Raw genomic sequence first — 25859 nt, 5'->3', positions numbered from 1 at the left:
TTCGGAGCTTTTTATTGTGATAGTGAAGGTAAGTTTAATCGATTTAATTGCTTCTAGCTGTTGATTGGAGCGCAAGACCAAGACTCCTGCGGGAAAAGCGGAACAGGTGAGACCCCGCAGGAGCGTAAGCAACGAGGAGGCTCACCGGCCGCCCGCGGAAAGCGAAGACTTGCACGGAAATCAACAGCGGTGTCACAAGCAATCCATACGAGCTCCTTTACGCCATTTGTTCGCCTTTAGATTGGAGCAATTTTTTATGTCTCAATCTTTTGTTTATTTTGCAAAAACGTGATTTCCGATCGTAATCGTAACCTGTTTTTGACGAAGCCATTGGTCGCTTGTTTTATCTGGATTAAAGAAGAATAACGAACCTTTTCCTTGACCTCTAAAAGCTAGTGCTTCATTTACAGCTTTTTTTGCGTCAGCATCCGCTGCTTTATTAATTTCACCGTTTTGTACAGGTGTAAACTGTGTACCTTGATAAATGACATCATGAATAGAGTTTGGGAAAGAATCGCTATCCACGCGGTTTAAAACGACTGTTGCTACAGCCACTTTGCCAGCGTAAGGTTCGCCTTTTGCTTCAGCTTGTACAAGGCGAGCTAACAATTCTTTATCACTTTCGCTAATAGAGTTAGGGATTGTTAATGTTTCATTTGCATTAATAGAGTCGGTAGATTTGTGATTCGCTTCTTTTAACTGTTTAACCGTAACGCCGTATTCAGCGCCAATCTTGTAAAGAGTCTCTCCGGCTTTTACGCGATGGGTTGTTTCAGCGGCATTTGCCCCGTGACTCATGCCGAACATAGGAACTGCTAGTGCTCCAATAATTGCTAGTTTCTTAAACATAAAGTAAGTACCTCCTGAAATCCTTTTGAACGCCCCTTTTATCACGGATCGGTGCGTGCTGTGCACCGAACTTTATATGTACGTTTCAAAGATTAACAGGTGTCAATACATCTTGTCACTGCTTAAAACATACCAATCTAGGAAGATATTATAATAGTTAACAGATAATTTGAAAAATACGTTGACTGATAATAAAGGAGTGAATTATAATGAACGAGTAAATAGTTAACCGTTTAACTGGAGAGATTTTATGGGAGAAAAGATAACGATTCGTGATGTAGCAAAGCATGCAGGTGTGTCTGCAGCTTCAGTATCTTACGTCTTAAACGGAATTAACAAAGTATCCGATGAAACAAAAGAGCGAATTTTAACAGCGGTAAAAGAATTAAACTACGAACCAAATTTAACCGCCGTTAGTCTTTCGAAACAAAAGTCAAATATGATTGGCGTTATGTTCCCGCTTACAGATGATTCACTTTCTACTATATTTAAAGATAACCATTATTACAGTGAAATGATTAGTGGAATTGAATATGTAATCCGTAAGCATGGTTATGATCTAGTCATATCTGGAGCGAGTAGCCCAGCTGATTGCCTAAAATGGATTCGAACGAGAAATATTGATGGTCTTCTGTTTTTAGGAGCCTTCCCGCATCGATTGTATGAGAAAATGAAAGCGTTATCGAATCCGATTGTGCTAGTAGATACATACGAAAGGTACGAACGCGATTATCATCATATTTCTGTAGACGATGAGTATGGAGGATATCTAGCTACAACACATTTAGTGAATTTGGGTCACAAAGAAATTGCCTTTGTTGCTCATCACCTCGTCAATAGTCCAGTGGATAAAAAGAGGTATATAGGCTACGAGAAAGCATTAAAAGAAGCGGGCATTACACCATCAAAGACGTTTGTTTTTGAAGTGAACGAAAGTTCGTTTGATAACGGTTACAATTTAGGGAACAAGCTGCTGCAAGATCATAAGGATATTCGGGCGGTTTTTGCATCCTCTGATACGCTGGCGCTTGGAATTATGAAAGCACTGCAAGAAAAGGGGAAAAAAATTCCGCAGGACTACTCAATCGTAGGGTTCGATGACATAACGTTTAGTAGCTATGCATCTCCAAGTCTAACAACCATTCGTCAAGATGTATTTAACAAAGGAGTCGTCGCCGCGACGTCTGTTATTCAAGCAATTGAACACCGTTTCAGCACGCTGCAGCATGTGAAATTATCGGTTGAACTTATTATTCGAGATTCGACTGCTAAGCGCGGGTGAATCAGAGTAAGTTAACCGGTTAACCAAAGTTTAGCATTTATGAAAAAAGGGGATATAAGTTAGCATTCACAAAAAAAGGGGATATGAAAATGATTAATGTTACAGTATGGAATGAAAATCGTCATGAACAGAAAAATCCGGTTGTAAGAGAAATTTACCCTGAAGGCATTCACGGTGCCATCGCTTCTTTTTTAGAAGAAGGAGGGTTTCGTACACACACCGCAACATTAGACGAAGTAGAACACGGGTTGACTGAAGAAGTATTAAATCAAACGGATGTTTTAGTATGGTGGGGTCATTTAGCACATGACGAAGTGAAAGATGACATCGTTGAGAAAGTAAAGCAGCGCGTGCTAGACGGTATGGGGCTTATTGTCTTACACTCAGGTCACTTTTCTAAAATTTTTAAAACGTTAATGGGCACAAGCTGCGACTTAAAATGGCGTGAAGCAGATGAAAAAGAGCGCTTGTGGGTAGTAGAACCGAGTCATCCGATTGTGGAAGGTATTGGTGAATTTATCGAGCTTGAGCGCGAAGAAATGTATGGAGAGCACTTTGATATTCCAGCACCTGATGAACTGATTTTCACGAGCTGGTTTGAAGGCGGAGAAATTTTCAGAAGCGGCTGCACGTACAAACGCGGAAACGGAAAAGTATTTTATTTCAGACCTGGACATGAAACATATCCAACATACCATAACAAAGACATTCAGCGTGTCATTATGAATGCTATTAAATGGGCGAAGCCAGCAGAGAGAAAACGTCCTGTTTACGGCAATGCGCAACCGCTTGAATCAATCGCTGTTAAAAACTAATTAATAATGCTTAAGCAAAGGGGATAGGAAAGATGGAAAAAGTAAAAATTGGCGTTATTGGGTGCGGAAGCATTGCGCAACACCGTCACTTACCAGAATATAAGATGAATGAACAAGTAGAATTAGTAGCCGTTTGCGATATAAACACAGAACGTGCAAACAGCGTAGCGCAGCAGTACGGTGTAAAAGCTTACACAAACTACGAAGAACTTTTAGCAAGCGGTACAGTGGAAGCAGTGAGCGTATGTACGCCCAATTATCTTCATGCGCCTATTTCGGTGGCAGCGTTAAACAGCGGAGTTCATGTCCTGTGTGAAAAGCCGATGGCAACATCAGAAGAAGAAGCGAAAGCAATGATTGAAGCAGCAAAAACAAACGGTAAAAAACTAATGATCGGACATAATCAGCGCTTTGTAGCTTCTCATCAAAAAGCTCGTGAACTTATTGGAAAAGGGGAAATCGGTAAAATTTACAGTTTCCGTACGGCTTTTGGCCACGGTGGTCCTGAAGGTTGGAGCGTGGACGGAAAAGACAGCTGGTTCTTTAAAAAAGACGAAGCGTTTATTGGTGCTATGGGGGATTTAGGCGTTCATAAAACCGATATGCTCCGCTACATATTAAATGAAGAAATTGTAGAAGTCGGTGCATTTGTAGAAAGCAATGCAAAAGACTTTGCAAATGTAGACGACAATGCTGTGTGCGTATTAAAAACGGAAAGCGGGATTATCGGTACGCTTGCGGCAAGCTGGGCTTACAATGGAAAAGAAGACAACTCCACGATTGTTTACGGCGAGAAAGGGATTCTTCGTTTAGAGGACGATCCGACGTATTCATTAGTTGCCCAATATGCAACAGGTGAAGTGGTGAACTATGAGTTAGGAAAAATCCAGTCGAACGATGAAGGCGGACAAAGTAATTCTCACGTCATTGAACAATTTGTAGATGCAGTTGCAGAAGATAAAGAATCTCCTGTTCCTGGTGAAGAAGGATTAAAATCACTTGCTGTTATTTTAGCAGCTTTAAAATCAAGTCAAACGAAACAAATTACGCGCGTGTAAGAGGTGAAAAACGTGAGAATTGGCATAATCGGAGCAGGAGGGATTGCTGTAAGCAGGCATATCCCAGCATTCAAACAACTGGGTGATGAATGTGTGATTTGGGGGCTTAGCGATATTAATAGTGAAAGAGCCACAGAGGTAGCCAATGAGCATAATATCCCTCACGTATTTGTTGATTACAAAGATATGTTTAAAGAAGTGGACGCTGTATGTATTTGTACACCGAATAAATTTCACGCCGAGTTTGCAGTAGAAGCGCTAAAAGCAGGCGTTCACGTCCTATGTGAAAAGCCAATGGCGATGTCTAAAGAGCAAGGTGAAGAAATGCTTGCTGCTGCTAGAGAATCAGGTAAGCAGTTAGCGATTGCGTATCATTACCGATTCATGAAAGAAGCGCAGGCTGCGAAAAAAATGATGACAGAGGTAGGGCGCCCATTAGTTGCACGTGTCAGAGCAATGCGTCGCCGAAAGGTTCCCGGTTGGGGGGTATTTACGAACAAAGATCTTCAAGGAGGAGGCAGCTTAATTGATTACGGCTGCCATTTGCTTGATTTAACGCTTTGGCTGATGGGAAACCCAAAGCATACTGAAGTGCTGGGAAGTACATATAATGACCTGAGTAAAACGCCTAACCAATTAAATCAATGGGGAGCATTTGATCATGAAACATTCAGCGTGGATGATCATGTAACGGCCTATATTAAATTTGAAAATGGAGCGTCGCTTCTTTTAGAAACTTCTTGGGCAGCTAATATCGAAGATGATGAAGAGCACGTAAGCATATCAGGGGTAGAGGGCGGTTTAAGTGTGTTTCCGTTTGAACTATACACGTCTAAAAACGGTATGCTCATGAACAGTACGTCACCTTGGATAGATGGAGAAGATGATTACAGCCTAAGTCAGGCTAAAAATTTCGTTGAAGCGTGTAAAGGAAATGCTGAATTAGTGGTAAAGCCACAAGAAGCGCTTCAAGTCTCAGCTATTATTGACGAAATATATCGCACAGGGGGAAATTAAAATGAAACTTGGAGTATTCACGGTCTTATTTGCGGATCTTTCTTTTGAAGAGATGTTAGATAAAGTAAAAGCAGCAGGTCTTCATGCTGTTGAAATCGGAACGGGCGGCTATCCGGGAAACAGCCATTGTCCGCTAGATGAGCTGCTTGAAGATAAAGAAAAAAGAGAAGCCTATATGAAGCAGATAAAAGACCGCGGACTTACAATCAGCGCATTTAGCTGCCACGGCAATCCTATTTCACCTGAGGCAAGTTTTGCAAAAGAATCTGACGAAACGCTTCGCAAGACCATCCAACTAGCATCATTAGTAGATGTTCCAGTGGTGAACTGTTTCTCTGGAACAGCAGGAGATCACGAAGAAGCCAAGTACCCAAACTGGCCTGTTACTCCTTGGCCTAACGAGTATGGAGACGTATTGAATTGGCAATGGGAAAATAAGCTTGTTCCTTATTGGAAAGAAATTGGAGAACTAGCCGAGGAGCATAATGTGAAAATTGGTTTAGAACTTCACGGCGGATTTTTAGTTCATACTCCGTATACGCTCCTAAAGCTTCGCGAAAAAACAAGTCCAGCGATTGGCGCTAACCTTGATCCAAGTCATTTATGGTGGCAAGGAATTGATCCGGTAGGAGCTATTAAAATTTTAGCAAAAGAAAATGCGATTCATCATTTCCATGCAAAGGATACGTACTTGGACCAGGATAATATTAACATGTATGGCCTGACGGATATGCAGCCATACGGAGAAGTCCAAACGCGTGCATGGACGTTTAGATCCGTAGGGTGCGGACATGATGTAAAAGAGTGGTCTGATATGATGAGTGCACTTCGCACATACGGATACGATTATGTAGTCAGCATTGAGCACGAAGATCCAATCATGTCGATTGAAGAAGGATTTAAACGCGCGGTTACAAACTTACAAAGTGTATTAATTGAAGAAACTCCCTCACAAATGTGGTGGGCGTAAGCAAAAAGAAGCATCTCTAAAAAGAGGTGCTTCTTTTATTTTCGTTAGTAAATCAATTCGCCTTTGGTTCACCTGAATTTCGATACAAAAGGGTGATTGGCAACCCAAAAGCGCCAAGGGTAATCCTTCGCTTCACCAGAATTATCAATGCCAACGCGAGGTCCGGCGGAAATCTCTGAAGGAGTGAAGCCACGAGCAATATAAAGAGGAGGGCTGGTTAAATCATGACCGTACAAATCCATTGAAACCCCTAGTGCTTTTGTTAGTTTCCCAGGACCGTTTGTCCAATTTATTTCATTTTCCATCCCTCGACGTCTATTTTTCATCAAATTTTTTCCGCTAAATGGCTCAATAGCTCGAATGAGGACGCCTTCTGGACAATCGATGTCGCTGCTTACAACATTGAGTAAACAATGTGTATGCATTGTATGCGTATAGGCATGACCAGGAGGACCGAACATTACCTCCGTTCTTTTTGTGCGCCGGTTATTAAAGCTATGAGCTGCTCGGTCGAAAGGCCCTTTATAAGCCTCTGTTTCTACAATAAAACCAGATGCAGTTCCTTCTGCCGTTTCGTGAACAAGAAGACATCCTAACAGCGACTGAGCTAATTCAAGTGTAGGCTGTTGGTAAAATAAAAGAGGAAGTGGTTCAATCGCTAAAAGAGAACGCGTCATTTGCTGTAGTCCATCCTTTCAAAACAGAGTCATTCACGCTGTTATGCGCATCTTTTATTATGATGTTTTCTTTGTTATTTTGCAAAGGGAGGCACTGATTAATACAGTAATCTTTCTTATCCCACGTTCAAGTATTTATCATGATTCAACTCACTCTATGAAATTATTTTATTTTAAAGAATGGTTTCGTTTTGCACGTATAGGGGGAATATTTTACTACAATACTTCGCTTTTGCTGCTGGTATGATATACACAGTTCATCCATATTTTACATGCTTTTAGTTTTAAAAAATAGTGATCCGTCTTTTCTTTATTTTCGTTCTACACATGAAAGCAAAATAAAAAGATTGAATTGTAGAAAGTTCTTTATAAATGGAAATAAAGAAAAAATATCCTTCAAAGAGTATTTAAGGGATTTTAGAACATATTAAAAATAAAATTTATACACTGTGAGGAATAGCTATGAACATCCACTTTGATACATTAATGAACTTATCAATTAAACATATTTTTGGGCCTGCATCTCAAACGATCAACCATCTGACATATCATTCAAAGCAGGTTCACGACGGATCAGTATTTTTTAGTATAAAAGGTGAAAATGAAGATGGACATCAATATATCAAAGAAGCTATAACTAGAGGAGCCGTAGCAGTCTTTGGGACAAGCATTGAGGAGCTGCGTCTTTTGAGTACTCAGTATTCTCACTGTACGTTTTTAGCTGTTGATGACGTTCGCAAAGTAATGGCATCTTTTTCTAAAATGTATTTTGATTATACGGATGAAAAAATTGAGACAATTGGCGTTACAGGTACAAATGGTAAAACAACCGTAGCAGCTTACGTAAGGTCGCTTTTAACTCTTTTAAAATTGCCGACAGGATCGATTGGAACGACCGGCATTTGGTCATCAAAGAAGAAGTTAGTTTATAAAAAAAGTACGCCTACAACACCTGAATCGGTAGACTTACATAAAATTTTTTATGATTTGTATACAAGAGGCGATGAAGCGGCAGTGATGGAAGTATCTTCAATTGCGATTGATCAGCAGCGAGTAGAAGATATTTATTTTGATGTAGCCATTCACACAAATCTTTCAGAAGAGCACTTAGAGTATCATAAAACGTTTGAGCACTATAAAAAATGCAAGATGAAATTATTTCAGCAGGCAAAACATGCCGTTATTAATATAGATGATCAGGACATGGGGAAAGACTTGAGCAGGCTATTTGAAGGACCTAAAGTCACGTATAGCTTATTAAATAATGCGGAGGCAACTCTGCAAGCAAAAAACATTACTGTCAAAGAAGGGGGCTCTTTCTTTGATTTACTGTATAAAGGACAGTCATACAAAGTAGCAGTGCCTGTATATGGCGATTACAACATTGCTAACGTGCTAGCGGCCATTGGTACAGCTCTTCATTTTGAATACCACATTGAGGATATTATTAGCGTGCTTCCTCAATTGGAAAGTCCAGAAGGGCGCTTTCAAGTGGTAGAAGGTCCCAATAACCAAAAAGTGATTTTAGACTATGCCCATACGCCTGTTGCCCTTACGCGTCTAGTAGAAGAAGTAAAAAAGATGGAGTATAACCAGCTAATTGTCATGATTGCAGGAATCGGCATTCGAGATTTTAATAAAATGCCTAAAATGGCGCGTGTCATTGAAGGAAAAGCGGATGAAATTATCGTAACGGTTGATCATCCAGGTCATCATGACCCGAACGTAATTGTAGATCAAGTGATGACGGGTTTTTCAAATCCGAGCGCAAGTAATATTCACCGCGCCCCTACTCGAACAGAAGGAGTATTAAAGTCGCTTTCTTTAGGAAAGCCGAATGATATTATCTTACTTACAAGCGGCTGTATTAACGGCGCTCAGCTTGTAAAAGGAAACGAAATTCCGCATTCCGATGAAGAAATTATTGCTTCTTATTATGCATCGTTAAGCAATATTTCCTAATACTCTTCTTCATTTATCTATCGAACGAACGTGTAGAAATTGAAACAGCATACGAAAGAAGGTCTCTTACTATTTTTAGAGACCTTCTTTTTGCATCAAAACTATAGGCTGTTTTCTCGCTGTGTTTTTGGTTCTTCAATTTTTACATCATGTTCTTTAGCCAGCTTTTTAATAGCTGCATTGTAATCGCGTATGCCTTTTCGTGCTTCATCAAGCATAGCGTTTGCCTCAGCAATAAGGTTGCGGTCCTGCTTTTCTAAAGCGCTGACAATTTTAATGAAAGCATTATACTGGGTATTGGCAGCCTTTATATAACTTTCATGAATCTTTCGAAGATCGTCGGTTTCTACATCGATGTTTTCCAGTTCGTCAACAAATTTACGATAGGTAGGAATGACTTCACTCGTCATCGTATCATACATCACTGCGTCACTTGTGTAGTTAGCGCCTGTAACAGAATCGTATGCGTCAATCGCTTCTTTTTCAAGCTGAGCCGCTTTTTTTAAATCTTGATTGTTATAGTCGATTAAATCATCTTGAACAGGATCACTAAAGCAGGCGGATAATAAAAACAAAAGAGGAATAAGACAAAATAAAACCTTCTTCAATGAATTTCACCTCCGTTTAACAATGTATGAAACATCTGCTTGGCAAAGTCGGTTTTAATAACTGGAGAAAAAGAAGGGAGTGTATAAAAGGATTTTTAAAGGTCGACAGTGAATTTATTCATAAGTCGGTTTGTAGTTGACCACCCCTTAGTAGCAGGAAGGAAGAGAAAATGATTAAAATAAAAAGAGACCACTTAATGAACAATGAAGTTATTGAACTGGTAAGTTCTCACCTTCAAGGAATGAACTTACATTCACCCCCTGAAAGTATTCATGCTCTAAATATTGAAAACTTAAAGCAACGTGATATTACGTTTTGGAGCGTGTGGGAAGACAGTCAGCTAGCAGGGTGCGGGGCTTTAAAAGAGTTAGATGAGCATCACGGAGAAATTAAATCGATGCGAACAGCTACCGCCCATTTGCGGAAAGGAATCGCTAAAGAGCTGCTGCAGTACATAATAAACGAAGCACAAAAACGAGGGTACCGACGCTTAAGCTTAGAAACAGGATCCGCGTCTGCTTTTGAACCGGCTAGAAAGCTGTACGCCAGTTTTGGATTTTACGAGTGCGAACCGTTTTCTACCTACAAAGAAGATCCATACAGTGTATTTATGACAAAGAAATTGAATGATTAAAAGAGGATGGGACAAAAGTATTTTAGTTGAAGGAAAATCCGAAAGAGGAATCGAGATTCTTGATGGAGAATCCAACTCGTTCGGATTTTTTCATGGTAATGGTAAACCGGTAGTTTTTATATATGTAGTTGCTTCTAGCTGTTGATTGGAGGGCAAGGCGAAGACTCCGCCAGGAGCTGAAGCGACGAGGAGGCTCAGCGGCCGCCTGCGGAAAAGGAAGTTTTGCACGGAAATCGACAGCGGTGTAACAAATGATTCATACCTGATCATTTATCCCGTTTGTGTGTCTTTAGATTGAATTGATTTAGTTATGTCTCAACCTCTTTGTTTTTTGTTTTGTCATAATTCATATAAAAAGGTATAAACTAGGTTTTCTTACTAGACAAAAAGGTTTTTCCTAAGTAGTATAGGTATCAGATAATACAAAACGAATGTTCAGTATAAATAATAAATGTGCGGGGCGGTGGAAATAGATTGAATAAAAAAAAGCTTCAAAGTGAACAAACCAAAAGAAAAGTGGCAGATGCCGCTAAAGCATTGTTTTCTCAAAAAGGCTATAAAGCTACATCTATTGAGGAAATTGTAGAGGCTACGGGAAGCAGTAAAGGGAATATTTATTATCACTTTAAAAGTAAAGAAGGGCTTTTTCTCTATTTAATAGACGAATGGGATCTCGAGTGGGAACGAAACTGGAAAGAAAGAGAGTCTCTTTACAAAACAACAAGAGATAAGCTTTTTGGAATTGCGGAGCAAATCATTTTAGATGATTTAAATCATCCTCTTACGAAAGCCGCCGATGAGTTTTTTAACAACGAGGAAAAGGGCAGCGACATCGAAGAGCGAATTGATGAGATGGTGAAACGACACGTGGAGTTTAACCGGGAACTTTTGCAAAAAGGCATTGATGAAGGAGAGTTTTCTCCTAAAAATGCAGAACAGCTTGCAGTGATTTTAGAAGGGCTGTTTGTTGGAATGAGCCGTATGTCTCGAAAAACGAACACGGAAAATGCCCTGCAGCTTTACCATTCAGCAATCGATGTATTTTTAAACGGAATTATAGCAAGGTCTTCTTAAATAATCGGGGATGCTTATTGCGGTAATGAGTAATCCCTCATTATTTTGTATTTTTATAGACCGAACGTTCAGTATTTTTGTAATCAGGAGGTTTATATGTCATTATTGTTAAGAAATCGAGCGGCGATTTTGCTGCTCATGCTAAATATTTTTATTATTTTTACAGGAATCGGTCTCGTTATTCCAATTATGCCAACATATATGACGGAGCTTCATATCAACGGCAGCGTGATGGGGCTTTTAGTAGCGGTGTTTTCACTAACTCAATTTCTGTTTTCACCTTTAGCGGGTCGGTTATCAGATTCGTTAGGGAGAAAGAAAATTATTGTAGCGGGAATGATTGTTTTTGCCTTATCTGAATGGTTCTTTGGTTCAGTGAGTACACCTCTTTTATTATTTGTATCGAGAATGTTAGGCGGGGTCGGGGCCGCGCTTATTATGCCTGCTGTTATGGCTTATACAGCGGACGTGACGTCTGCTAAAGAACGCGCTAAAGGAATGGGCTATGTGACGGCGGCGATTACAACAGGATTTATTATTGGGCCCGGTATCGGAGGCTTTTTAGCTGAATACGGCATGCGTGTACCATTTTATATGGCCGCAGTAGCAGGAGGCTTGGCTGCAGTGATTACGCTTTTTGTTTTGCCAGAGTCTCGTCCTGTACAAAATCATGCTGTTTCAAACAATGAGAATCCAAAAGAAGATCGGCTGCTACTGCAGCTTATGAATTCCTATAAAGAACCTTATTTTCTAAGTTTAATTATTGTTTTTGTGACATCGTTTGGATTATCCAATTATGAAACGATTTTTTCACTATTTGTTGATCATAAATTTAGCTTTACGCCAAAAGATATTGCGTTTGTTATTACGTTTGGCTCTATTGCGGGGGCTGTAGTGCAGGTTACGATTTTTGGCTGGATTTTAAATAAGTTTGGTGAAAAAAGAGTGATTTCGTTTTGCTTGATGATGACGGGACTTTTTATTTTACTTACGCTATTTGTGCACACGTACTGGCTTATTATTGTTGTGACATTCATCGTCTTTTTAGCAACAGATATTTTACGTCCGGCAATCAGCACGCAAATGTCGATGATGGCACAAGACGACCAAGGGTATGTAGCCGGACTAAATTCTGCTTATACAAGTCTTGGAAATATTATTGGACCAGTTGTAGCAGGCTTTCTCTTTGATATAAACATTAATTATCCGTACGTATCAGCTGCACTTGTACTGCTGCTTTGTTTTCTTTTATCTTTAAGAGCAGGGAAGGACAGAAAAACAGCTGTGAGAAATCAAGCGGTTCAAGAGAAATAACCATAAGGAAAAAATGATAGAATTCTTAGGGAATAGAAGACCTCTAGTAGCTTACTGGAGGTCTTTTGATTATTCTTTTAGTAAAGGTGTAAGGTTTACAACGCCACTCAGCCTATAGAGAAGCTTTATTTTATCGGCAAAACAGTGAAATGGTTGCAAATAAAAAAGGTTAATAGTAAACTTTAAACGTAACAAGAATAGTATGGGAGCTTGCGCGGGGCAGGCTGAGAGTACAGGGACGCCTGTTGACCATTTGAACCTGTTGGATAATGCCAGCGCAGGGAATGTGAGTACATACCAAAGCACTTTGCGCATGCAAGGTGCTTTTTTGTCTTTTTTTTGCAGTGTTAAAACTAAATGAAAAGAGTGAGAGAATATGGATATTAGTAAAATTTCAGCTCAATTAGAAAAAGTAAGAGATACAAGTCCGCTTGTTCATAATATTACGAATGTTGTGGTAACCAATTTTACTGCAAATGGACTGCTTGCACTAGGAGCTTCACCTGTTATGGCTTATGCGAAGGAAGAAGTGGCTGACATGGCACGAATCGCCGGAGCGCTTGTTTTAAATATGGGTACACTGACGGCTCAAGAAGTAGAAGCGATGAGAATAGCAGGAAAATCAGCAAATGAAAATGGCGTGCCGGTTATTTTCGATCCTGTAGGAGCCGGAGCGACACCGTTTCGTACAGAAGTAGCACGTCAGCTTGTAGAAGAATTAAATATTGCAGTTATTCGTGGTAACGCTGCTGAAGTTGCGAATGTAGTAGGCGAGTCATGGCTCATTAAAGGCGTTGATTCATTAGAAGGGCAAGGAGACGTCATTGAACTTGCTGAGAAAGCAGCGAACAAATTAGATACAGTGATTGTTATCACGGGTAAACAAGATGTAATCACGGATGGAAACACAACGTATACAGTAGACAACGGTCACCCGTTATTTACGAAAGTGACGGGTACTGGGTGTCTGCTGACATCAATTATAGGAGCTTTCGCTGCTGTAGAAAAAGAATATGTCGAGGCAAGCGTTGCTGCTTTAAGTTTTTACGGAGTGGCAGGTGAGATCGCCGCAGCGAAAAAAGGTGAAGAAGGGCCGGGAAGCTTTCAAATTGAGCTGTTAAACCAGCTTCATCTTTTATCTGGGCAGGATATTGAATCATATGCAAGAGTACATCAACGTTAAAAGGAGCCGGAAAATGACAAACGAAGAAATCAAAAAGCTGCTGCAAGTTTATTTTATAATGGGCAGCAATAACTGTAAAAAAGATCCGAAAGAAGTGTTGAAAGAAGCAATTGAAGGCGGCGTTACCGTGTTTCAATTTCGTGAAAAAGGCGAAGGTGCCTTAACAGGAGAAGCGAAATATCAGCTGGCGAAGGAACTTCAGCAAATTTGTCAGCAGCACAGCGTTCCTTTTGTTGTGAATGATGATCTTGACTTAGCGATCCGCTTACAAGCAGATGGCGTTCATATTGGACAAGAAGATGAAAAAGCTCATATTGTTCGAGAGAAAATAGGAAAAGGGATTGTGGGCGTCTCTGTTCATAATGTACAAGAGCTGCAGCAAGCGATAAAAGACGGGGCGGATTATGTAGGAATGGGACCTGTTTTTCCTACTTCTACAAAAAAAGACGCAAAAGCAGTGCAAGGTACAAAATTAATTGAAGAAGTGCGAAACCAGAATATTGACTTTCCAATTGTAGGAATCGGTGGCATCACGCCTGAAAATGCCAAACAAGTAGTAGAAGCAGGTGCAGATGGCGTTTCTATTATTACCGCGATTAGCTTAGCAGCGTCTCCAAAAGAAAAAGCAGCTCAATTGAAAGAAGCGGTAGGAAAATAAAAAAAGCGCACACTGTGCGCTTTTTTTATTATAGCTGAACAGTTTGAGGAGTTTCTTCGCCTTCATTCATGAAGCGAATTTCGTTCGGCGTAATTTCAAGAATAACATACTCAGGGTCATTTGGACCGTCAAACCATTCTTTCATGTGATCGTTCCATATACGCCCTTTTAATTGATCACCAGTACGAAGAACAGCTGTACCAGATAATTCTAAGTATTGATCGCCATATCCTTCACCGCTGTAGCCCAATAGTACGTGCACGTTCGGATTGGCTTCGATTTCTTCTGCCTTATGTGTATTGATATTTGTTGGTGTGTAAAGAGCGATACCCTCTTCATCGCTAAAGAATGTCATATAGCGAGAATGGGGTTTGTTGTTTACAACTGTGGCTAATGTTCCTACACGATTTCCTTCTAATACTTCGTTTACTTTTTTAGCAATTTTTTGTTCATTCATTTTATCCATCTCCTTTATTACTTTTTATGTTCCTCAATCGAAGATAAATAAAACATACATGTCTAAAAAAAATATAAGTTAACAATAAAATAGTTATGTAAACTAATAAAATGAAAAATAAAAAAAGCTAGCTACAGCTAACTAAAAAATAAGCCCGCACTGCCGTAACCCTAAGTGTCTTAAATACCCAGATCTACTAGGTGGGTGCCCTCATAGCCGGGTTTAGCGTCCCAAGAAGGGCGTGCTATCTGCAGCTAAATTTTGAGCTCCCTTTTAACACTCAAAGGTTTAAGACAACATGAGTATACGCACAGCGCAGGTATGTATAACAAATGTAAATAAGATGCCGATATATAAATGTTTTCTAATTAATCAACTTTCATCGTACAAGAAATGATTATAACGGAATAATGAATGGAACGCAAGACTTTTATTTAAAGTTTTTCTTCTCTAACATCTTGGCGGGGAAGCAGTAACAAAATAAGAAAAGGGCCCGCAACTGGAATGAAACATAAAAGAAGGTAAGGCTGGGATGCAATCCTTTCTTTTGTCATAACGGAGTAAGAAAGCCACGTTAAAACAAAAAAATCAGCGGTCATCACGCTAACAAGCTGTGACTGCATAAAAGCATCTCCATAAGCTTTTATTGAACCTACGGATAGTCCGTATGCGTAACCTGAAATCGTGAGCGCTAAGCACAGTCCAATCCATAGACGAGAAGAAATGATAGCAATGAAGCGTGAAGAAATACGCGAACGTGTTCGAACTTTTTGTCCTTTCCAATGATAATAGAACAAAAGAGAAAAAGCTCCAAGCGCAAATGATAGAAGAGAAAATGGCCATCCAGGCAGTTTGTATGTATCTTTTTTACAGATCATTATCATAAACAATACTGGGAAAAGTCCTAAAAAAGAGAATACCATAACCACGAGCGGATCTACCTGTTGAAAATTTCCTGTGATAAGATTTTTAAACAGCAAATTATTAGCGGCGCTTGCTCCCGGAGCTAGCAGCAAGGCGTATAGTACAAGCATAGCCCATCCAATGATATACATATTCTCAACTCCTTTTACTTGTTTTAGTGTACAAAAACCATTTCAGTATATTTCCCCGTCTTGTGACGAAGGGAAACGCTTGAAACTCTTCTTTAATTAGGTGTAATATTACACTAAAGAAATGTACGTGTATAGAAAGAAAGGGCTGTGAAAATGAATAAACAAGAAGTAATTAAATCAGTATCAGATAAAATACGATTAATTCGTTTAGAAAGAAACTATTCACAAGACAGAATGGCTGAAGTCATTGGTATTTCCAAAAAAACATTGGTTCAAATTGAAAAAGGGCGCACGGAAGCAGGGTGGACGACCACTGTTGCAGTATGCGGTTTGTTTGGTGACAGTGAAATCCTTCAATCGGTTTTAGGAGACGTTCCTTTAGAAGTAGTAGAAATCATTGCTCATAACGGCGTATCTTCTCCAAAAGATAGAACGCTCGGAGGAAGAGTATGGTGGAAAGAAATTCAAAAAGAAGGCTCTTTTCGTCTGCAGCAAAATATGATTAGTCAGCACTATCGCGTTTTAGATGACCAAGACTATCGATGGTTTAGTTCATTTGATAAAAGCGAAGCGGTAAAAAGGTTTGAAGAATTAACGAATGAATAAAAAAGAGGCCGGGACGTAACGAAATCACTGCATATATGAAACCTACGTTCACCCTATCCATAAAAAAATCCGAACGAATTTGATTCTCCATCAAGAGTCTTGATTCATCGTTCGGATTTTTCTTCCATTGCTATACTTTTGTCTCAGCCTCTACTGATTCATTAAGGTACCTGATGAGGGACGACTGAACCAATTCCATAGCTCTACATCTCCAAGTGACGCATATGTGATCGACGGATCATTTTTTAATTTCAGAAGCTTTTTTGTAGGCCCTGTAATCACAACGCCGTACACACCGACGCCATGTTTTTTTACATAAGAATATCGCTGCTTTAGCAACAGATCCGAATGGTCTAGCTGACGAACTTTTTGGACCGTTTCTTCATTATCAGCTAATAGTTTCATCATATTTAAAACGTTCGACTTGCTAGTAGAGTGGGTTTGATTTCCTTTGTGTTCGTAAGGTAAGTCTAGAAACTCTGGAAAGCCAAATGTTGATGTTAAGTCAATTAATGGCTCGTCTTTTGTACTTGTTTTTTGTTCGTGCCCTGTATTAAGCGCGTACCAAGAGGTAGAAAAATCACGGCTGTCGATGGTGTTCATTTTTTGCTGAACTTCTTTTAGCGAGTACGTATCATCAAAAGAAATAGCCACTTCGCTTACCGTTCCTTTTGGTAGATTTTCTAATGCTTTCCATGTTTCATTCGTCCATTCCTTATACTCTTTTGTATGTTGCTTTAGTTTTTTTGGATCAGGATAGACAAAAGAAAGGTTAAGATCGTATTTGCCGCCAGGAAATTCTTTTTCTACACCGCTTGTTTTATCAAACAGCTGATGAAATGTAAACGTCCCAATGGCCTGCTCTTCACGTCCAATTTGCTTATAAGCTTCCATTTGCGACTGCATGCGGAAAAAGGACTGTGTATCAGAAGTGGTTTCACGTATATGAACGTTCGGAAAAGCAGATTCGATAGCCGCTTGATTCACGCTGTTTATGTATTCGGTTTTTGATTGATGATAATATACAATAGATAAAAAGCTGCCGATTATCCATAGCAGAACGACAGAGCCAATGACAGTTGTCACATTTGAAAGGCGCTGCTTCCATTTGGCGATATAAATGGACTTTTTAACTTTTTTATTATCCAACATCGTATCGTCACTTAATGAAGTAGCTGATGCAGTTGGCGATAACGGTTCATCTTCGGTTAGCAAGTGCTCCAAATGAGCTGAGCATGCTTCACAATTTTCCGTATGTTCTTCAAGTGTTTCTGCTTCTTTGTCTGTCAAAGTGCCGTTTTTATATTTTTCCCATTGATGCTTCATATCTTGACAGCTCATCCGTCCTCTTCCTTTCTTTTTTTCAATTGTTGACGACCACGATACAAGTCCATTTTCACTTTTGACAGAGTAAAGCCAGTCATTTCTGCAATCTCTTCATATGTGAAGCCGTGATAATCTCGTAGCAGTACAATATTCTGCTTAGCCGGAGGCAAAGCAGATACATCAGAAAGCCAGCCGTCGATTTCACTTTGAATCATCACTTGTTCTTCAGCACTTGGCTGAGGAGTAAAGTGCCATTCTTCTATTTCGACAGTAGGGCGTTTTTTTTCTTTTCGATACCAGTCAATAAAGGCGTGATAAGCAATTTTGAACAGCCAAGGCTTCACTTCCTCGCCTTTATATGTTTCTAAGTGTAAAAGTGCCCGGTAAAAGGTCTCCTGCATTAAATCTTCCGCTGATTCTTTTCTGCGAGTAAGAGAGAGAAGATAGCGCAGCAAATCATGCATGTGCTGTTTATAAATGTGTTCAAAGTTATGCTGTTGTGCCATTTTCTCCCCCTTTCATTTAATCAACGCAATTTGTGGATAAAAGTTTCGGTTTTTTTATTAAAAATCGTATGTAATAGATAAAAGATGCTTAAAATACGATATATAGCTTATCATACTAAAAAGAAAACCATATGAAATTCGACATAATTCCGTGTAATTTGTCATTTTTTTAAAAAACTAAAGGGTAATTGGTGTTCGAAGGAAACAGAAAATGTTATGATAGAACAAGGATGTGCTCTTACAAAAAACAGCTACATACATAATAAAAAATACAGCGTTTGTTTGCAAAATAAAAATGGACAAACACATGTTGTTTAACCATGGATGTTTGTGGGAAAATGAACTAAGTATTTTCAACAAAAAGTAAATTAAATTGTGTTTTCACTTATAAAAAACACGGTAAATTGGAAAAGGTGGGGTCATGATGGACGTAGAAAATACACAAGGTACAGAAGAACAAGCACCTAAAGTCAAAGCAGCTAAAGTTGGCGATACGATTCAGCCAAAAAAAGGCGACTATAAAGGATTTAAAGGAATTGTTATGGTAGTGCGAGACAATTCGGTTATCGTAGATTTTGGGAAAGATGCTGAAACGGGCGAATCCATGAAAACAGTTGTTAATCATAAAAACTATAAAATCGTAAAAAAGTAGGTGAATAACCTACTTTTTTTTACTGAATATATGTTTAAAGGCTGCGATTTTTCTATCGGAAACCTTAGAGAAAAGCGTAGGTAAAGCAATTCTTTGAGATGAACAATGTTTTTTAGTAAACTATAGAAAGTATGCAGAAAGAAAGGATTTTTGTTATGTCAATTCAACTATCACAATTATCATTACCGCAAGAGGTTCTTTCGCTTTTAGCGAATCGTAAATATGAAAATTTGTCCGATGCTGATCAGCTATTAATTGGAAAAGGCGGCTATACAGCAGAAGAAGCAGATATTTTAGAAGATGCCATTATTGCCTTGTCACTAGGGAAAAATGTACTTTTAAAGGGGCCAACAGGTTCAGGTAAAACAAAGCTGGCTGAAACGCTGTCGCATTTATTTTCTCAGCCGATGCATAGCGTTAACTGCTCGGTTGACTTAGATGCAGAAGCGCTGCTTGGTTTTAAAACAATTGCTGAACAAGAAGGGAAAACAGGTATTGAGTTTGTGGAAGGACCTGTTATTCAGGCAATGAAAAAAGGCCATTTATTATATATTGATGAAATTAACATGGCTAAACCTGAAACGCTTCCTATTTTAAACGGGGTTCTTGATTACCGGAAAATGATTACGAACCCATTCACTGGAGATGTAGTACGCGGTCAGCAAACGTTCGGCGTAGTAGCGGCTATTAATGAGGGGTATGTTGGTACTGTTCCATTAAACGAAGCATTAAAAAATCGTTTTGTTGTTATTGAAGTTCCGTATATTCAAGGAGGCAGCTTAAAGCAAGTTCTGATGTCTCAGTCTCAGTTAAAAGACGAAAAATTAATTGATAAATTTGTCACGCTCTCTGCAGATTTAATTACTCAAGTTCAAAGCGGCCATGTATCAGAAGAAGCTGCGTCTATTCGTGCGCTTATCGATACGTGTGATTTAGCTCTTTATATGCCGCCTCTTCGCGCGATTAAACGCGGTATTATTGAAAAGCTAGAAGATGAAAGGGAAAAAGCCGCCATTCAAAATATTGCTGAAACATTATTTGAGTAAGGAGTGGCGCTATGCGATTTATTAAATTTAACGACAAAAATGTAGATTCCTTTCTCTATATGGAGCTGGCAGATTTAACGAAAACATTAACAAAAAATGATGAAATTGAAGTAGAGTATCGCGTTTCGTCTTATTATGATCCTGTACACGGCATTATTTATCTCAGTCACTTTTGGGATAACCGTCCAGAACAAGACAAAGTGTACGGCTTAAAAAGTGATGTATTTTTAAGAAGTATTGGAAGCTATAAGCATTCAAACTTCAAAGAAATTAATGCATATTTAAAGAAAATAAATAAAACCTCGGTACCTAGCTTAGCTAAGCAGCTGTTTATGCTGTTTGAAGATATTCGTTTAGAAGAAGTATGCAAACGCGAACGTTCTGGAACGAAAAAAGCCTTCGCCGTCAGAAGACAGCTCTATAGAAAATATTTTGCTACACAAATGAGCGCAAATTTAACAAAAAGCGTGTATACGGATGCACTTTTTAACGGCATCTACTTGCTATTGACGGCCGAAAATCCATTTGAAGAAATTCCTTCAATGAGTGAATCGATTAATTTAGCGATGCCTTTTATTCGCAGACAGCTAACAAATGTATATGAAGCTAAAACAACAAAAGATGTATCGCGCATCTGTCTTGAACTTGTAGATGTTTTTGATGATATTATTGAAAAAGATATGCTTAATACCTATTTCTTCTTGGCTGAACTCCAGTATGATCAGTTAGAAGAAGGGTTAACATTTGAAGATTTAAAGCGCAAAGATTCATTAGTGAACGATGATATTTTAGAGCATGAAAAAGACGGGGATGAAGACATTCACGAAGAGAAAATGGAAATGTGGCATCGAGAGACAAGCGAAGCGACGCAAAGTTTTCTACAGTTTGATATGGATCAAGGCTCAAAAACAGACATGCTAGGCGATGGTGTTCGTGAAGGCGACGATGGAGATCAAGCAATGGGCATGGTGCAAGGGTCTTCTCAAAAAACATCGCGCAACGATTATTCTCAAATCGAAGCCATGGAGCAAACGCATCCGGAAAAAGACGGGGAAGCGGATTATGAGTATGGGAAAGAAAATAAGCATGCCTATGCTGTTTTTATAGATTCTAAACTTCCGAACGACGATCACGTTGTTCAGTATGATGAGAATAAAAAAATTATTGCATCGTATCAAAAGAAATTAAAGCAAATGATTGAAAAAACGCTTGAACATAAAAAAACGCTTCCTAGAAGCGAGCTGCACTTTGGCCGATTGAATAAAAAGCTTCTAAAACTATGGACAGACGACAATCCTCGTTTGTTTTATAAAAAAGATGAAGATTCTGCGCAAATTGATGCCGTCTTTTCTCTTTTAGTTGACTGTTCCGCATCGATGTACGACAAAATGGATGAAACGAAGCTTGGGATTACGCTATTTCATGAAGCGTTAAAGTCTGTTATGGTGCCTCATCAAATTGTAGGGTTTTGGGAAGATACAAATGATGCCACCGAAACGAGCCAGCCTAACTACCTGCAGACGGTTATGGACTTTCAAGCATCGTTAAAGCGTAAAAGCGGTCCTGAAATTATGCAGCTTGAGCCTGAAGAAGACAACCGTGATGGATTTGCTATTCGCCATATGACACGCCGTTTGCTTCAGCGTTCTGAACAGCAGAAGTTTTTACTTGTGTTTTCAGACGGTGAACCAGCCGCTATGGGATATGAACAAAATGGTATTGTAGATACGCACGAAGCGGTATTAGAAGCACGCAAGCACGGAATTGAAGTCATCAACGTCTTTTTATCCAACGGAGAAATTGATGAAGGACAAAAGAAAACCATTCAAAATATGTACGGGAAATATAGTATTCTAGTACCAAACATCGAAGAACTTCCCGATGTGCTATTTCCTTTACTGAAGAAATTACTTCATAAAAGCATTTAAAAAAGTCGAAGCATATTGCTTCGACTTTTTTTGCTATTGACCGTTAAAGAGGAGCGAGGTAAGTTAAATATATATGAAAAAGAGAGAAGGAATGGCAAGTGGAAGGAGTTCAAACGTCATCTAGAAGAGCATGGGGGCTGCTGCTTGTAATCATTGGTGCCACAATGTGGGGAGTATCTGGCACGGTGGCTCAATATTTATTTCAGCATAAAAGTTTTAACGCAGAATGGCTGGTCGTCGTTCGTATGTTAGTATCCGGATTGCTGCTTTTGGCAATAGCCTCTAAGCAGCGCAATATTTTTGCAATTTGGAAAACAAAAGAAGAGAGGACTTCGCTGCTTTTGTTTGGTGTAATCGGTATGCTCGGCGTGCAGTATACATATTTTGCAGCTATTGAAGCAGGAAACGCTGCTACAGCTACAGTGCTTCAATATACGTCGCCAATATTTATTATTGGCTATTTAGCTGTGCAAGCAAGAAAGTGGCCGGTGAAAGTAGAAATGATTTCTGTTGCGCTCGTCATAACGGGGACATTTTTTCTTGCAACAAGCGGAAATTTTAACGAGCTGTCTATTACAGGATGGGCGTTGTTTTGGGGGATTGGGGCAGCTGTGACGTCTGCTTTTTATACGCTTCAGCCTAAACGCCTTCTTGCGAAATGGAGCTCAATTGAAGTAGTAGGCTGGGGAATGGTGATAGGTGGAGTAAGTTTTTCATTTATTCACCCGCCGTGGCATATAGCAGGTGAGTGGTCGCTATTGTCGCTGTGTGCGGTGTTATTTGTAGTCATCTTTGGAACGCTTATTGCATTTTATTGCTATTTGGAAAGTTTGAAGCATATTAGCGCTTCTGAAGCCATTGTTCTTGCGTCAGCAGAGCCTTTATCAGCAGCGGCGCTCTCTGTTCTATGGCTTCATGTGACCTTTGGATGGACGGAGTGGTTAGGTACGATTCTTATTATCGCTACGGTATTTTTACTTTCTCAGCGAAAGCCAGAGGTGACGTCATAAGTAAAAAGGACTTTCATTTGAAAGTCCTTTTTACTTTTATAGAGGTTTTAGTGTAAACGTGTTTGTATACGAGCGGTTAGCATATAGTGTGTAATCAGGATGTGTTTTAGCTCCCCAGCTGTCGTCTCCGCCAACGCCCATTTGCTTGTAGTTAACCCGCACGGTTACTGAATCGCTTGACGGCAATTTGTAAAAATGATCGTAAGCCTCCAGTTCAAAAGGTGAGTAAGGTAAAGCGTTCAGCTCGACTGTTGGCAAACCTTTTATCAAAAAGCCGCGTCCTTGATCGTTTGTAATAGTGGCCCATCGAACGTCCGTTTTATTTCCGCATTCTTGAGGGCGTAAATACGGTGTAACTTGCTCTTTTACACTGCCTTTATGAAGGGCCAGCTTAGCGCCAGTTTTACGGTCCCAATAATTTTCATGAGGTCCTCTTCCGTACCACGTTAAAGAATCAAAAGCCGCATTCATCATAAACAGCATGCCGATTTCAGGAATTTCAGGCATTGTCTCAGAAGGTGCTAAAGATTGTTCAATCTTCATTTCACCATCGTTATATAGCGTATACGTTACATAGCAAGAAGCAAGAGAGTTGTCTAAAGCTAGTTCAACCGAAATGATAACAAAGTCAATTTGCGGCTGAACACTTATGTTTTGCACATGCTGCTCTAAGCTTGCTTGACGCCACGTTTGACATCTTTCATGCAGTTTATTCCCGAGGTCATTATCGGTTACTGCACGCCAAAAATTCGGACGGAAACCCGACGCAAGCAGCTCGGTGTGCTCATAGTTGTAAGAAATAAACTGTCCTTTTCGCTTATCAAAAATAGCCGTGAAGTTAGTTCCTGTAACCGTAAGCGTTTGTTCATTTTGGTCAACGGTTAAAGCAGGATGAGCAGCTTTTACTGAAGGTACAGCGGTTTTGGCAGGCAGTACAAACTGTTCGTATGCCACTTCATATCCAGCTGAAGCCCAAGCTGTATCTTTGGACAATCTGAGAGAAAGAGTTAAAACAAATTCATCAGTTTCATTTTCTTGCTCATAAAGAGGATAAGAAAGCGTCAGTTCTTCTGTACCATCAGGAGCTACATTTAAAAGAGACGCATGCTTTTCAACGAGTTCACCGTTTTTTTCAACAGTCCAAACAAAATCATAGGCGTTCAAGTTTGTAAACAAGTGTTTGTTTTGAACGGAAAACTTTCCTTTAGCAGCGTCGACTGCTGTCCACTTTACGGGCTGATAGCATTTTTTTACTTCTGCAATTTTAGGGCTAGCTGTCCCATCAGCAAAGATTAAGCCGTTTCCGCAGAAGTTACCATCGTTAGGCGTATCACCAAAATCTCCCCCGTAAGCTAAGTAAGAAGTACCGTCTTCTGCTGTTGTTTGAAGAGCTTGATCTTTCCAGTCCCATATAAAACCGCCTTGCAAGATCGGATATTGATCGAACAGCTCCCAGTATTTGTATAAATTCCCGCATGAATTGCCCATTGCATGACTGTATTCACATAAGATGTAAGGTTTTTTCGGATTCATTAATGCATAGCGCTCTACATCTGCTGGCTTAACGTACATCGTGCTTTCTATATCTGAAGCATCATAGTCGCGATGATGGAAGATTCCTTCGTAATGAACAAGTCGTGTGGAATCTTTTTCTTTAAAAAAGGTATACATATGGTGAAAGTTTTCTCCGCCAAATGATTCGTTTCCAAGCGACCAAATAATGATAGAAGGGTGGTTTTTGTCACGTTCGTACATCGAACGACAGCGATCCAATACGTTTTCTTTCCATTCTGGCTTGCTTCCTGGAACGGCTTTTTGCTCACCTTCTTGTAAATAAGTCCACGTTCCGTGCGTTTCTAAATTGGTTTCATCAATAACGTACAGTCCGTATTCATCACACAGTTCATACCATACTGAATCGTTAGGATAATGGGATGTACGCACGGCGTTAATATTATGCTGTTTCATCAGCAAAATGTCGTGAAGCATGTCTTCGCGCGTGATGCCTGCCCGGCCTTTTACTGAATCAAATTCGTGGCGATTCACTCCTCGAAGTACAATACGTTTGCCGTTGATTGTCATAAGACCGTTCTTTAGTTCAAATGTACGGAAGCCGACTTTACAGCTTTCTGTTTCAATAATAGAACCAGCAGAATTCTTTAAGCTGAGTACAAGCGTATACAAATGAGGGCTTTCTGCACTCCATTTTTCAGGGCTTTTAATGTGTGTACGCAAGGAGACTGTACGTTGATCGCTCACACTTAAATTTATTTGCAGCGGAGCTTGTAGTACTTCTTGGCCATTCGCGTCATACAGCGTGGCTTCAAATGTTAGACCTTGAGTATCGTGCTCAAAGTAGTTTAAGATATCAGCTGAAACGATAAGTTCACCATCTTGGTAGTTGTTATCAAGCGACGAACGAACGCTAAAGTCATAGATGTGAACTGGTGGAGTAGAATAGAGATACACATCTCGGAAGATGCCGCTCATTCGCCAAAAATCTTGGTCTTCAAGCCAGCTTGCATCACTCCAGCGATATACTTCTACTGCTATCGTATTTTCACCTTCTTGAAGGTAAGAAGTTATATCAAATTCAGCTGGAGTAAAGCTGTCTTCGCTGTATCCAACAAACTCACCGTTAATCCATACGTAAAAAGCAGATTCGACGCCTTGGAAGCTGACGTACACCGGCTGATCTTTCCATTCTGGTTTAGGTGTAAAAGTACGGATGTACTGACCGACAGGGTTATATTTAGTCGGTGCAAAAGGAGGTTCGAGCTCTTCATTTTCAACCCAAGGGTATGTCACGTTTGTATATTGAGGATAGTCATATCCTTGCAGCTGCCAATGTGAAGGAACTGAAATAGAGTCCCATTTCTCATATGAAAACTCAGGTGCGAAAAAGTTTTTGACGCGGGCATCTGCATTTTCAGCAAAATGAAAATACCAGCTGCCATTTAAGCTTTGATAGTAAACAGAAGATTTTCTATCATTTTTTAAGGCCTCTTCGACCGTTTGATAAGGCATAAGTAAAGCGTGTGCTTTTGAACGGTTCAATTGAAAAATTTCAGGGTTGTTATTCCATTCAGGGTATCCGTTTGCAGGTGCTGTATAATGAAATTTCTTGCCGGTTTTTAACACGTCGATCCCTCATTTCTAAAGTACTAGGTT

At 39.7% G+C, this 25859-nt stretch carries 25 protein-coding genes, 1 other RNA gene and 1 riboswitch; of the genes, 17 read left to right on the top strand and 9 right to left on the bottom strand.

Features of this window, described 5'->3' with window-relative positions; translation table 11 throughout:
- Positions 1 to 60: 60 nt before the first annotated feature.
- Positions 61 to 240: a hypothetical protein gene (locus tag ACFX4N_RS03825; RefSeq protein ID WP_055991262.1), complete on the top strand. Its 180-nt coding sequence runs from the start codon at positions 61 to 63 to the stop codon at positions 238 to 240.
- 33 nt (positions 241 to 273) lie between these two features.
- Here ACFX4N_RS03825 and ACFX4N_RS03820 read toward each other — a convergent pair whose 3' ends face one another.
- Complete coding sequence (locus ACFX4N_RS03820) at positions 274 to 849, bottom strand: cell wall hydrolase (protein WP_013056849.1); 576 nt, start codon at positions 847 to 849, stop codon at positions 274 to 276.
- A 250-nt stretch (positions 850 to 1099) separates the two neighbouring features.
- Between ACFX4N_RS03820 and ACFX4N_RS03815 the strand changes: the two genes are divergently transcribed.
- The 5 genes from ACFX4N_RS03815 to ACFX4N_RS03795 all read left to right on the top strand — a co-directional run bounded on the left by ACFX4N_RS03815 (position 1100) and on the right by ACFX4N_RS03795 (position 5991).
- A complete protein-coding gene (locus ACFX4N_RS03815) occupies positions 1100 to 2131 on the top strand; it encodes a LacI family DNA-binding transcriptional regulator (RefSeq protein ID WP_029321510.1) in 1032 nt (343 codons plus the stop codon).
- An 89-nt stretch (positions 2132 to 2220) separates the two neighbouring features.
- The gene (locus ACFX4N_RS03810; RefSeq protein WP_013056851.1) at positions 2221 to 2946 is read left to right on the top strand and encodes a ThuA domain-containing protein; all 726 of its coding nucleotides are present in this window, start codon (positions 2221 to 2223) and stop codon (positions 2944 to 2946) included.
- A gap of 32 nt (positions 2947 to 2978) precedes the next feature.
- Positions 2979 to 4004, top strand: a complete 1026-nt coding sequence (locus tag ACFX4N_RS03805; protein ID WP_013056852.1) for a Gfo/Idh/MocA family protein — start codon at positions 2979 to 2981, stop codon at positions 4002 to 4004.
- Between the two features lie 12 nt (positions 4005 to 4016).
- Positions 4017 to 5021, top strand: coding sequence for a Gfo/Idh/MocA family protein (locus ACFX4N_RS03800; protein ID WP_013056853.1), 1005 nt, complete (start codon positions 4017 to 4019; stop codon positions 5019 to 5021).
- A gap of 1 nt (position 5022) precedes the next feature.
- The gene (locus ACFX4N_RS03795) at positions 5023 to 5991 is read left to right on the top strand and encodes a sugar phosphate isomerase/epimerase family protein (protein WP_013056854.1); all 969 of its coding nucleotides are present in this window, start codon (positions 5023 to 5025) and stop codon (positions 5989 to 5991) included.
- A gap of 68 nt (positions 5992 to 6059) precedes the next feature.
- Here the strand turns inward: ACFX4N_RS03795 and ACFX4N_RS03790 are convergent, their stop codons facing one another.
- Positions 6060 to 6668, bottom strand: coding sequence for a DNA-3-methyladenine glycosylase (locus ACFX4N_RS03790; RefSeq protein WP_013056855.1), 609 nt, complete (start codon positions 6666 to 6668; stop codon positions 6060 to 6062).
- A 462-nt stretch (positions 6669 to 7130) separates the two neighbouring features.
- Here ACFX4N_RS03790 and ACFX4N_RS03785 point away from each other — a divergent pair, with 462 nt between their 5' ends.
- Positions 7131 to 8630 (top strand): UDP-N-acetylmuramoyl-L-alanyl-D-glutamate--2,6-diaminopimelate ligase, encoded by a 1500-nt coding sequence (locus tag ACFX4N_RS03785; RefSeq protein WP_013056857.1) that lies wholly within the window; start codon positions 7131 to 7133, stop codon positions 8628 to 8630.
- Positions 8631 to 8731: 101 nt separating this feature from the next.
- Here ACFX4N_RS03785 and ACFX4N_RS03780 read toward each other — a convergent pair whose 3' ends face one another.
- Positions 8732 to 9238, bottom strand: a complete 507-nt coding sequence (locus tag ACFX4N_RS03780; protein WP_013056858.1) for a hypothetical protein — start codon at positions 9236 to 9238, stop codon at positions 8732 to 8734.
- A gap of 173 nt (positions 9239 to 9411) precedes the next feature.
- Here ACFX4N_RS03780 and ACFX4N_RS03775 point away from each other — a divergent pair, with 173 nt between their 5' ends.
- From ACFX4N_RS03775 to thiE, 5 genes are all read left to right on the top strand, one after another.
- Entirely contained in the window at positions 9412 to 9873 is a 462-nt protein-coding gene (locus ACFX4N_RS03775) for a GNAT family N-acetyltransferase (protein WP_371388513.1), read from the top strand.
- 474 nt (positions 9874 to 10347) lie between these two features.
- A complete protein-coding gene (locus tag ACFX4N_RS03770) occupies positions 10348 to 10947 on the top strand; it encodes a TetR/AcrR family transcriptional regulator (RefSeq protein WP_013056860.1) in 600 nt (199 codons plus the stop codon).
- A 96-nt stretch (positions 10948 to 11043) separates the two neighbouring features.
- On the top strand, positions 11044 to 12261 hold the full coding sequence (locus ACFX4N_RS03765) for an MFS transporter (RefSeq protein WP_013056861.1): 1218 nt from the start codon (positions 11044 to 11046) through the stop codon (positions 12259 to 12261).
- A 192-nt stretch (positions 12262 to 12453) separates the two neighbouring features.
- A riboswitch (TPP riboswitch) is annotated at positions 12454 to 12562 on the top strand.
- Between the two features lie 75 nt (positions 12563 to 12637).
- Positions 12638 to 13444: a hydroxyethylthiazole kinase gene (thiM, locus tag ACFX4N_RS03760; RefSeq protein ID WP_013056862.1), complete on the top strand. Its 807-nt coding sequence runs from the start codon at positions 12638 to 12640 to the stop codon at positions 13442 to 13444.
- 13 nt (positions 13445 to 13457) lie between these two features.
- Positions 13458 to 14102 (top strand): thiamine phosphate synthase, encoded by a 645-nt coding sequence (gene thiE, locus ACFX4N_RS03755; RefSeq protein WP_013056863.1) that lies wholly within the window; start codon positions 13458 to 13460, stop codon positions 14100 to 14102.
- A 28-nt stretch (positions 14103 to 14130) separates the two neighbouring features.
- Here thiE and ACFX4N_RS03750 read toward each other — a convergent pair whose 3' ends face one another.
- From ACFX4N_RS03750 to ACFX4N_RS03740, 3 genes are all read right to left on the bottom strand, one after another.
- Positions 14131 to 14559, bottom strand: a complete 429-nt coding sequence (locus tag ACFX4N_RS03750) for a pyridoxamine 5'-phosphate oxidase family protein (RefSeq protein ID WP_057273094.1) — start codon at positions 14557 to 14559, stop codon at positions 14131 to 14133.
- A 147-nt stretch (positions 14560 to 14706) separates the two neighbouring features.
- A non-coding RNA gene (ssrS, locus tag ACFX4N_RS03745) (6S RNA) lies at positions 14707 to 14884 on the bottom strand.
- Between the two features lie 109 nt (positions 14885 to 14993).
- Positions 14994 to 15614, bottom strand: coding sequence for a hypothetical protein (locus ACFX4N_RS03740; RefSeq protein WP_057273095.1), 621 nt, complete (start codon positions 15612 to 15614; stop codon positions 14994 to 14996).
- 153 nt (positions 15615 to 15767) lie between these two features.
- Here ACFX4N_RS03740 and ACFX4N_RS03735 point away from each other — a divergent pair, with 153 nt between their 5' ends.
- Positions 15768 to 16220: a helix-turn-helix transcriptional regulator gene (locus ACFX4N_RS03735; RefSeq protein WP_057273096.1), complete on the top strand. Its 453-nt coding sequence runs from the start codon at positions 15768 to 15770 to the stop codon at positions 16218 to 16220.
- A gap of 150 nt (positions 16221 to 16370) precedes the next feature.
- Here the strand turns inward: ACFX4N_RS03735 and ACFX4N_RS03730 are convergent, their stop codons facing one another.
- Positions 16371 to 17561 (bottom strand): anti-sigma factor, encoded by a 1191-nt coding sequence (locus tag ACFX4N_RS03730; RefSeq protein ID WP_192100453.1) that lies wholly within the window; start codon positions 17559 to 17561, stop codon positions 16371 to 16373.
- The gene (locus ACFX4N_RS03725) at positions 17558 to 18052 is read right to left on the bottom strand and encodes an RNA polymerase sigma factor (protein ID WP_013056868.1); all 495 of its coding nucleotides are present in this window, start codon (positions 18050 to 18052) and stop codon (positions 17558 to 17560) included. Before ACFX4N_RS03725 ends, ACFX4N_RS03730 begins: the two co-directional genes overlap by 4 nt.
- Positions 18053 to 18473: 421 nt before the next feature.
- Here ACFX4N_RS03725 and ACFX4N_RS03720 point away from each other — a divergent pair, with 421 nt between their 5' ends.
- The 4 genes from ACFX4N_RS03720 to ACFX4N_RS03705 all read left to right on the top strand — a co-directional run bounded on the left by ACFX4N_RS03720 (position 18474) and on the right by ACFX4N_RS03705 (position 22688).
- On the top strand, positions 18474 to 18704 hold the full coding sequence (locus ACFX4N_RS03720; protein WP_013056869.1) for a YkvS family protein: 231 nt from the start codon (positions 18474 to 18476) through the stop codon (positions 18702 to 18704).
- A gap of 131 nt (positions 18705 to 18835) precedes the next feature.
- Positions 18836 to 19750, top strand: coding sequence for an ATP-binding protein (locus ACFX4N_RS03715; RefSeq protein ID WP_013056870.1), 915 nt, complete (start codon positions 18836 to 18838; stop codon positions 19748 to 19750).
- An 11-nt stretch (positions 19751 to 19761) separates the two neighbouring features.
- A complete protein-coding gene (locus ACFX4N_RS03710) occupies positions 19762 to 21678 on the top strand; it encodes a vWA domain-containing protein (RefSeq protein ID WP_013056871.1) in 1917 nt (638 codons plus the stop codon).
- A gap of 98 nt (positions 21679 to 21776) precedes the next feature.
- Complete coding sequence (locus ACFX4N_RS03705; RefSeq protein WP_013056872.1) at positions 21777 to 22688, top strand: EamA family transporter; 912 nt, start codon at positions 21777 to 21779, stop codon at positions 22686 to 22688.
- Positions 22689 to 22724: 36 nt separating this feature from the next.
- Here ACFX4N_RS03705 and lacZ read toward each other — a convergent pair whose 3' ends face one another.
- A complete protein-coding gene (gene lacZ, locus ACFX4N_RS03700) occupies positions 22725 to 25829 on the bottom strand; it encodes a beta-galactosidase, LacZ type (protein ID WP_057273099.1) in 3105 nt (1034 codons plus the stop codon).
- Positions 25830 to 25859: the final 30 nt, after the last annotated feature.

Origin of the sequence: Priestia sp. YIM B13551 (assembly GCF_042787905.1) — a bacterium.
GTDB lineage: Bacteria > Bacillota > Bacilli > Bacillales > Bacillaceae_H > Priestia.
The sequence above is the reverse complement of the archived record's forward strand: the minus strand, read 5'-3'. Positions and strand labels throughout refer to the sequence as shown.